8 protein-coding genes, 2 pseudogenes and 1 riboswitch are annotated in these 8,636 nt (G+C 39.7%); of the genes and pseudogenes, 4 read left to right on the top strand and 6 right to left on the bottom strand.

The window, feature by feature from the left end; translation table 11 throughout:
* A pseudogene (locus JCM19043_RS04940) lies at positions 1–400 on the top strand (hypothetical protein); the annotation flags it as partial.
* Positions 401–836: 436 nt separating this feature from the next.
* Here JCM19043_RS04940 and JCM19043_RS04935 read toward each other — a convergent pair.
* Positions 837–1,778 carry an NmrA family NAD(P)-binding protein gene (locus JCM19043_RS04935; RefSeq protein WP_062320512.1) on the bottom strand — a complete coding sequence of 314 codons (942 nt, stop codon included), beginning with the start codon at positions 1,776–1,778 and terminating at the stop codon, positions 837–839.
* Between the two features lie 204 nt (positions 1,779–1,982).
* Positions 1,983–2,753: a LysR family transcriptional regulator gene (locus JCM19043_RS04930; RefSeq protein ID WP_231631400.1), complete on the bottom strand. Its 771-nt coding sequence runs from the start codon at positions 2,751–2,753 to the stop codon at positions 1,983–1,985.
* 280 nt (positions 2,754–3,033) lie between these two features.
* Between JCM19043_RS04930 and JCM19043_RS04925 the strand changes: the two genes are divergently transcribed.
* Positions 3,034–3,582: a hypothetical protein gene (locus tag JCM19043_RS04925; protein WP_062320510.1), complete on the top strand. Its 549-nt coding sequence runs from the start codon at positions 3,034–3,036 to the stop codon at positions 3,580–3,582.
* A gap of 72 nt (positions 3,583–3,654) precedes the next feature.
* On the opposite strand, the gene JCM19043_RS04920 is transcribed toward JCM19043_RS04925, so the two are convergent.
* The gene (locus JCM19043_RS04920) at positions 3,655–4,344 is read right to left on the bottom strand and encodes a hypothetical protein (RefSeq protein ID WP_062320508.1); all 690 of its coding nucleotides are present in this window, start codon (positions 4,342–4,344) and stop codon (positions 3,655–3,657) included.
* 227 nt (positions 4,345–4,571) lie between these two features.
* On the opposite strand from JCM19043_RS04920, the gene JCM19043_RS04915 reads away from it, so the two are divergent.
* Positions 4,572–5,336, top strand: a complete 765-nt coding sequence (locus JCM19043_RS04915; protein ID WP_062320506.1) for an AraC family transcriptional regulator — start codon at positions 4,572–4,574, stop codon at positions 5,334–5,336.
* 110 nt (positions 5,337–5,446) lie between these two features.
* Positions 5,447–6,376, top strand: a complete 930-nt coding sequence (locus JCM19043_RS04910) for an LCP family protein (RefSeq protein ID WP_062320504.1) — start codon at positions 5,447–5,449, stop codon at positions 6,374–6,376.
* Between the two features lie 78 nt (positions 6,377–6,454).
* Here JCM19043_RS04910 and thiT read toward each other — a convergent pair whose 3' ends face one another.
* The 3 genes and pseudogenes from thiT to JCM19043_RS18060 form a co-directional block, all read right to left on the bottom strand.
* Positions 6,455–7,039, bottom strand: a complete 585-nt coding sequence (gene thiT / locus JCM19043_RS04905) for an energy-coupled thiamine transporter ThiT (protein WP_062320502.1) — start codon at positions 7,037–7,039, stop codon at positions 6,455–6,457.
* 90 nt (positions 7,040–7,129) lie between these two features.
* Positions 7,130–7,237: riboswitch (TPP riboswitch) on the bottom strand.
* Positions 7,238–7,452: 215 nt separating this feature from the next.
* Positions 7,453–8,297, bottom strand: a pseudogene (locus tag JCM19043_RS17330) (glycerate kinase).
* Positions 8,224–8,577 carry a glycerate kinase gene (locus JCM19043_RS18060; RefSeq protein WP_062320496.1) on the bottom strand — a complete coding sequence of 118 codons (354 nt, stop codon included), beginning with the start codon at positions 8,575–8,577 and terminating at the stop codon, positions 8,224–8,226. The pseudogene JCM19043_RS17330 and the gene JCM19043_RS18060 overlap by 74 nt, the downstream one beginning before the upstream one ends.
* Between the last annotated feature and the right edge of the window lie 59 nt (positions 8,578–8,636).

Here is an 8,636-nt window from a genome sequence, read left to right as displayed (position 1 = left end):
GATCAAGTCAAGGGCCGAAAAAATGGGGATTGCTGTCTACGTTGTTAATCCCGCTTATACCAGTCAAATTGGCAAGATAAAATATATGAAGCGACTCGGTGTGTCCATTCACATGGCAGCCGCTTATGTCATTGCCCGACGGGCAATGGGCTTTAAAGAAAAACTCCCACCGATGTTGTATTCACTTGTTCCAGAGCAGAAACAAGGTCTACATCATTGGGCCGGGTGGGCGTATATGACACGCACCCTGTCTTTTGTCAGAACGCATGTGTTCTACCAGACAGAACGATTCGAACAAAGCAAGTTGTGTTCCTGGAACACACTATTTCCCCAACAGGCTTTAACAGATGTTGAGAAAATAGGTTTGCGGCGGTTGGAGAGTAGAAAAACCTATGCTTAGTTGAATGAGCATGGGTCGCCTTTAGGGTGTCCTTACGGAATCCCCTTCCTCAAACATTCGTGAGAATGTTAGGTGGGGGTAGTTCAATAACGCATTTAGTGACTCAATAATTTTAACTTCAGTACTAACACCAATGTGCGTTGTTTTTGTTCCGTCATTTACCTCTACATACTCTTTTGGTCTGTTGTAAAATGACAGGCATGATCTTATGAAATATAAAAAAGCCATATAAATCCGCTATACTTATGAGTGACTAAACCAATAAGTTAGAGCAATCTACATGACTCAAGATCATTTTACCAGAGGCAAACGCACATTTAAACACATACTAACGTTATAACGCCTGCTATATCAACGACATTTTTATACTTTCCTATGTTATAAGAAAAGCACCCTTTAACAAAGCTATGCGGCTTTACTAAAGGGTGCTCATGTATTAATCGTCTTTTGAGTGACGCTCACCGACTTGGAATTGTTCTGCATGAGTAAACATATGCTCGACTGTCATCGGCTTATCACCTGTCAGCTGTTTAAAGTCATCTGTATACACATCCATTTTCCCTAATCTAATCGCTTGGGCGAAAGTGACCATGCCTTCAGATGAGAAAGGAGCTTCTGAATCCTTTTTAAATTTACCTTCTGTTGTTCTAGGAACACCCATCGCATCAAAAATCGCATAATTTTCTTCATCGGTAATGGCTTCATATGAGACGTTTTCACCTGTGACGCGATTACCGATCGCCACAAATTCTGTCATGGTCATTAACTCAGCCCCATTAATGTCTAGTGTAGCCTCGTGGTAATCAGTCGATTGTAACGCATACGCGACCGCCTTCGCACAGTCTTTACGTGAGATATAGGCCATTTGTCCGTCGCCTTGGCTGTTTTTTAATACGCCATCACCTTTCACAAAGGTAAAGTAATTCGTAATCATCGCTTCTGCATACTGCGAATTGCGCAAGAAAATATAATCTAGTCCGACACTTTTGATATAGTCTTCTGTGTAAATATGATCGATTTTTTCCACGCTAGGATTTGTTTCATCGCCTGCATTCACTAAAGATGTATAAATGATTTGTTTAACGCCCGCTTCTTTCGCCGCATCCACCACATGTCGATGCGCTTGTTGACGTTTTTCTCCTACGAAAGGCATTGAAATTAACGCTAACTTATCTGCCCCACGAAAAGCATCGACAAGCCCGTCCTTTTTGTTGAAATTCGTCACATGTGTTTCAATCCCTTGTTCGGCATAACTTTTCAAAGCTTCAGGGTTATACCCACAAAAAATAAGCTGATCATTGTCTACCAAATCGACTAAGTATGCCGCTACTTGTGCGCCTAAATTCCCGTCAACACCTGTTAATAATAATTTCCCCATAACACTCTCTCCTTTTTAAAATGATTGATAACTCCATACTACGTGAAGCGTTGAACATAATCTAATATAAAAATCCCATAGCCTATTGGGAAAACCAATCCGGCATATCGTTCATAAATGAGGTTAGTGCTGGGTTATCATTGCCTTTTAAATAACCGATTACTATCTTAAATGTATGCTTTGAATCTTTGAGAGGAATCAGCCTCAGTTCGTCGTTTGAGTGATTGAGTTGATAGTTATCAGGGAAAAATCCAATGACTGATCTGTAAGGATATGGAAAAGTTCTGTTTCAACATCTTCGACTGTTCGAACAATATTCGGCTCATAGCCATCTTCAATCGCATGCTCAATCATCAAATGATACGTATTCCCAATCGTATTCGAATGCAACATAATTAAAGGATGCTTATAGAGCTCCTCCTTAGAGATGGTCTCATGGTTAAACAGTGGATGCTTTCGACTGACGACCGCACAATACCTTCCACTGTAGAGTGTCTGGGTAACAATCTGATCATTGCCTACAAAGGCTGAATCAACGGCGATCGCTAGATCATAGAGACCTTTTTCTAGATATGCCGTCATATCTTTTAACGTCACTTTTGTTAAATCTAATCTCATATTAGGATGTTTCTCGTTTACCTTTGGCATATGAGGTAATAGGCTCTGAATATCCGTCATCGTCGTATACGCCACGCTTAGTAATTGTGGTTGATTCCGTTTAAAATCTAACATTGTCTTCTGCATACGGTTATATTGTTTCCAAATGACGAGCGCCTCTCGATAGAACGTCCACCCAGCTGAGGTCGGTTCTATCGGCATATGTTTCCTATCAATAAGCTTAAGATCAAACGCTTTTTCAATCGAGGCTATTTGTTGACTAATGGTCGTTTGAGAGACAAAATTCTTTTTCGCTGTTTCAGTGAAATTTTTACATTCTACGAGATCAATGAAGTATTTAATTTTTTCAATATTCATCTCTATCGCCTCCATTCTTTTTTAAATTATATCATGAATGATGCCGACTATATGGCCCATACTTTATAAGCATGGCCGTTAAAGCTATCCCTCTAGCTCAATCTAGCACCAAGTGATTTTCAAGTATACACCAGCGATTTGCCGCACAATCTTTTCATTTATCCGAAGATTAACAATTCACATAATACTTTTACTATTCTAACGATTAGATAAATCATTAATTAACTCATTCCATTATGATATACTAGTGAACAGACAAAAATAGAAAGAAGGGAAGTTTATGAAAAAACTACTCGCATTACTTGCATTCACCCTACTGATTGTTGGATGCCAAGCTAATACAGACGATTCATCAGCGTCAAAAGATACAGAGGACATGACGGCTGCTGAAGCAAAACAACAGGAGATCAACACGATTATTGAAGACGGTCGCTACTTTGAAATCAATGGCGCGATTCAAGCGTTAACTGAGGCAGACCTAACAGAAGAAGAGGTCGCTGTCATTAAAGAAACGACGACTGAAAAGTTAATCGCGGAAGTGGATACACTCTCTGAAAGCTTCATTAGTGGAGATTTAGATGTGAACACTTACGGCAATACCTTACGAGACTTCGAAACAATCGAACTAGACGGTGTCCCAGCTAAAGCGGAAGAAGCCCGTACTGAACACAGTGCACTCATCATCTCTCGTCAAGCGTATAAAGACGGTGAAAAATTCTTAGAAATCGAGTATATCGATATGGCTAAGACAGAATTTGAAAAAGTCATCGAATCTGACGTCTTGTATGAAGATGCCCAAGCGCATTTAGACGACATCAACAATATGTAAACAAAAAAGAAACAAGCCCTTAAACACTAGGTGCTTGTTTCTTTTTTTAATCCTCTTAATGAAGCGTTGGTTTCAATGGTTTCTTAACCGCTTTTCTAATCGGACTAACTGTCGGCGTTCTCGTCTTGTCAAATATACCGCGAGCTTCTCCATACCACTACGGCCATAATCTTTTAGTATGTTGCGCACATACAAGCGATCGGTCACCGATAAATCATCCCAAGCATCATTCACTTGTTTGATAGCTAAATACACCACCGGCATCAGTTGTTTATTTGTAAACAAACGTTCATACTCATTCCACTGATTTTTATCTAATAATGATAGGAACAACAAGGGGTCTTGCGTCTCAATCATGAGTGACAGCTGACGGTGACTATGTCTTTTCCTAACCATCATCGTTTTGACTTGACTAAGTACATAAAAGAATTGTTCTAACAGCGGCTTAGGTAAGGTGTATTGCCTCTGTTCTTTATCAATCACCAAATCATCGTCCGCTATTTTGCCGTGATATATGACGGGCTGTCTATCTAATAAGTAGTGTTGTAAGGACGTCTTTGACGCTTGATCATCTATGACAGTGATCGGCGTTGTTAAGATGGTTTGATACGTTTGATTGATTGTATTGATGATAACGATACATTTATAATCTGTCAGTTGGCGTAGCTTTCTTAACATAAGTATCATCAACAAAAAGAAAATAAAAAAGACGACGAGATAAAAAACAGGAACTTCTTCTATCATGAGATCAATAAACGCCATTCACACCCTCACCACCTTTATCATTATTTTCCTAATTTCATACTACCATTTAACGAAACAAGTGCCTAGTCTTTGCCTAAAAGTTTCTTTCGTGAAGATATGTCACTTTTAGTGCAGAAACATCGTCTACTCTTATAATCCGCTCATTTTCTCAATATATTAACGAAAAAGAAGGAACTATAGTATAATGACAAGTAAGTCTTAAACATTCATTGGAGGGTGTGTGCATGGTATTTTTTCAAACCCACGGGTTAACGGGCCCCACAACATTTTTATATCATCACGTCAACGACCTTCAGTTTCCCTTACACTTTCATGTTGCGTACGAATGTATACTTGTCCATGAAGGAATGATTAGCGTTGATATGAATGATACAACCTATAATGTGTCGAAAGAACAACTTATTTTCATTCACAGTCATCAAGTTCATCGTATTACATCAGAGCACCATTCGAAAGTTACCATTCTCTTATTCTCAACCGATTTCATCAGTGATTTTGATCAACAATATAAAGAGCGGTTAGCGACCTCACCTGTCATTTCCTACTCTGCCTTACCAAAGATAGAGAAACTCCAGACGGTGTACCATCAAAAAGCGTTTTTGTATGATGTGCTTTCACGTTTAATCAGTCAATCGAACTTTATCGAAAAAAAAGCAACAATGAATACCACATTACTGCATGATTTATTACTGTATGTTGACAATCATTACGATAAGGATTGTTCATTAAAAAGAGCGGCGACGATCCTTGACTATGACTATACTTACGTTTCTCAAGCATTTAAACAAATGACGTCACTTTCTTTTACTGATTATTTAAATCAATACCGCGTTTCTCAAGCGATTAATAAGTTAACCCATAGTGAGTTAACCATTTCTGAAATTTCTCGTCAGTGTGGCTATGAGACGTTACGGACGTTTAACCGTAATTTCCTTAAATACACGAATATGACGGCGTCAGACTACCGGAAGCAATATACCGCCTCCTAACAATAGATGAAAGTTAGATGAGAAATAGCCAATAACACTTGTAGATTCCGCGAAATTTGTTATAATCTTACTACTTAGAATAAAAATATAATACAGAAAGAAGTTTTGATATGGAAAATAGCCGTTTAAACAAAAAGAAAAATAAAAAGAAATGGTGGATTTTAACCCCCGTCATTATCTTACTCGTCTTATTATTATCGATCGTTGGTTATGGTGTGCATTTATATAACGAGGTTAAAAGCAATGTCAATGACAATATGCATGAAAAAGTTTCTGGTAACGTGATTGATACGGAAAAAACAAAAGAAAAAATCGAGAACAAAGATAATCTTAATATCCTCTTACTCGGTATTGATTCAGAGTCATCTGTCAGTGGTCGTTCGGATGCGATCATTGTCATGACTTTAAAGCCAAATGAAGACAAAATTCAACTCGTCAGTATTCCGCGTGATACTCGGACGACGATTGCTGGTCGCGGAACAGAAGATAAGATCAATCATGCGCATGCATTCGGTGGCCCAGACATGGCGATTGAAACAGTTGAAAATTTCTTAGATATTGATATTGATTATTTTGCGCGGGTGAATATGGATGGTATGGCTGAACTCGTTGATTTAGTCGGTCCAATCACTGTAAATAATGAACTGAATTTTTCTCAAGGTGGCAACACCTTCCCAACCGGCAACATTACCTTAACCGGGGATGAGACGATGAATTTTGTCCGGATGAGAAAAGAAGACCCAAGAGGTGACTTTGGCCGGACCGAACGTCAGCGTAAAGTCATTGAAGGTATTGTAAGAGAAGGTGCGAAAATCGAAAACATCACCCGTATTTCGGATTTACTTGATGTGCTAGGTAACAACGTGAGTACCAATATGACCTTTAGTGATATGACATCACTATTCCAAGGTTACCGTCAAACTGCCTCGAATTTTGAAGACTATCAAATGCAGGGGTCTGGTTCGATGATCAATAACATTTATTATCACATTGTCACTGAAGAGGAAATCAATAAAGTTCATGATTTAATTGAATCTTAATCTAAAAAGCCGCGCATCGACTTATATAAGGTCGACGCGCGGCTTTATTTTTGTCATGCTATCACGCGCTAGGGTCCATTAAGCGGCGTGACGCATCGGTTTTTTAACAAGTGATGGTCGTTTACTAAAGAGAAATGCCACCGCGACAATATTAATGATCGCCGACGGGATAATATACGACGCATTATAGACAAAAGAATAGAGCCAAATATTCATGCCGTCAATGAGTGAATCAAAGAACACCACGCCTGCTAGATAATGACTAACAAAGCGAAGGGTGCTGCCGAGCCCAACACCGACAATGACCCACTTCACAAAGCTCCCTTTAGAACCACTCTGTAATGCATTCGCTGCTTGGTCTTTAAAGAGTCCCGCAAAACCTAACACAGTAAAGGCAATTGGATAGTCAAGCAAACCTTGAACCGGATGAGCGATCCAGGCAGTACCTGAAACAATTTGTAAGACACCTAACAGTAATCCTGATAATAAGCCACCCTTTAGTCCCCAGCGATAACTGATAATAAACACCGGAATCATCGCAAAAGAAATCGATCCTCCTTGGGCCCATACTTTAAATGATAAGAATGGGACGAGGTCTAAAATAAGCGCAAGCGCTGAAAAAATCGCGACCTCAATTAAAAATAATGTACGTTTTGATTGCATCAAACATGCCTCCTCATAAAATTTGTGCAACAAAAAAAGCAATGCCAAGGGATGCTTCCTGATGGAGGACCCTAACATTACTTAAAACGCCATCAAAAAAGCCACCATCCCTACGCTAGTATTAACTAACAGGTTCAGAGGGTCTAAGTATCGATACTTACTCTCAGCTGACGATTATCAGCTCCCCTTGAAGGCTTGATTCAATTACTTTTCTTGTTAGTTGTATTATATCAGTCTATTCTGAAAATGCAAGGGATGATGTTTAAATTGTTTCATCGTTATCATCTGCCTATCTGTTTTTCTATATACATCATTTCATCACTATGTTATGCAGAAAGAAATGAAGATAGAGAGAGCTTCTAATGATTCATTCATGTTCTACTGACCCTTTCGTTTGAATAACGGCCATACAATTATTTCTTAACGGTTAACGTGAGAATCTGTTGAAACCTTTCGAGTGCCTCCTTTAATAATCTCGGGCCTTCTGCCATAGCTAAGTCAAGTGTCATCGGCTCGTTCACAATCGGTAGCGTGACATGAATATTCTCTTCCTTTAACTCGGTTAATCCCTGTTCGACCTTACCAGCAAAGACCACCGTCGGTACGCCCACCTCTTTAGCTAGTCGACTCATTCCGATTGGCACTTTACCTGCGAGTGACTGCCTGTCAAACTTCCCTTCACCCGTGATCACTAAATCAACGTCACGTAACTTTTCTTTTAGTTTCCCGCGTTCACTTAAAAGATCTAAACCACTTTGAAACGTTGCCCCAAAAAAGCTATAACAACTAAAACCAATCCCCCAGCTGCTCCAGCGCCGGGCATCTCAGTACAGGACACGTGTAACGTTTCTTCCACTGCTCGACTAAATTGCATCATCGCTTGTTCTCGTTCAGCTAGTTCCGCTTGTGAAAAACCTTTTTGGAGACCAAACACATACGTTGCTCCATTACTGCCTAGTAACGGGTTCGTTACATCACTCGCAATCAACCACTTAACCTCTTTCACTCTCGGATCTAAGCCACTTGTATCAATTTGCTTGACCTTGCTTAAATCAACGGGGAGTAAAGGCAATGCTTGATTTCGTTCATCTAAAAACTTTACCCCAAGCGCCATCATCATCCCCATACCACCATCGACCGTAGCACTACCACCCAGTCCTAAAATAATCGTTGTTGCGCCGTAATCAAGTGCTTGGCTGATTTGTTCTCCCACTCCAAAACTCGTATGATAACTCGGATGGAATGTACTTGTCTGCATGAATAATACCCGCAGCTTCCGCTACTTCAATAATCGCCGTGTGACTCTCTTCAATCCAGCCCCACGTCCCTATCGCTTTTCTGCCATTCACATTTGTGATTATTTTTTGGGTGTAGTCTCCATCCTCTGCTTCTAAAAATGCTTGTACCGTCCCTTCGCCACCATCAGCGACAGTGAAACTTATGACGTCATGTTCCGTTAATGTATCCTTGACGATTCTGTTGGCTTCTGAACTTGTCATCGAACCTTTAAACGAATCAATTGCTGTTAAGATGCGCATCACTTTCATTCCTTTCTAAAAACAAAAGAGTATGACTATAGTGTGCCATACTCTTCTTT

Source organism: Halolactibacillus sp. JCM 19043 (genome assembly GCF_001310395.1).
Classification (GTDB): domain Bacteria; phylum Bacillota; class Bacilli; order Bacillales; family Amphibacillaceae; genus Halolactibacillus; species Halolactibacillus miurensis.
This window is presented reverse-complemented; position numbering and strand designations above follow the sequence as displayed.

Bases quoted from the DNA above. Each gene is read 5' to 3' on its own strand.
- JCM19043_RS04930 (WP_231631400.1), bottom strand. From the start codon at position 2,753: ATGAATATTGAAAAAATTAAATACTTCATTGATCTCGTAGAATGTAAA.
- thiT (WP_062320502.1), bottom strand. From the start codon at position 7,039: ATGCAATCAAAACGTACATTATTTTTAATTGAGGTCGCGATTTTTTCA.
- JCM19043_RS04915 (WP_062320506.1), top strand. From the start codon at position 4,572: ATGGTATTTTTTCAAACCCACGGGTTAACGGGCCCCACAACATTTTTA.
- JCM19043_RS04935 (WP_062320512.1), bottom strand. From the start codon at position 1,778: ATGGGGAAATTATTATTAACAGGTGTTGACGGGAATTTAGGCGCACAA.
- JCM19043_RS04910 (WP_062320504.1), top strand. From the start codon at position 5,447: ATGGAAAATAGCCGTTTAAACAAAAAGAAAAATAAAAAGAAATGGTGG.
- JCM19043_RS04920 (WP_062320508.1), bottom strand. From the start codon at position 4,344: ATGGCGTTTATTGATCTCATGATAGAAGAAGTTCCTGTTTTTTATCTC.
- JCM19043_RS04925 (WP_062320510.1), top strand. From the start codon at position 3,034: ATGAAAAAACTACTCGCATTACTTGCATTCACCCTACTGATTGTTGGA.
- JCM19043_RS18060 (WP_062320496.1), bottom strand. From the start codon at position 8,577: ATGCGCATCTTAACAGCAATTGATTCGTTTAAAGGTTCGATGACAAGT.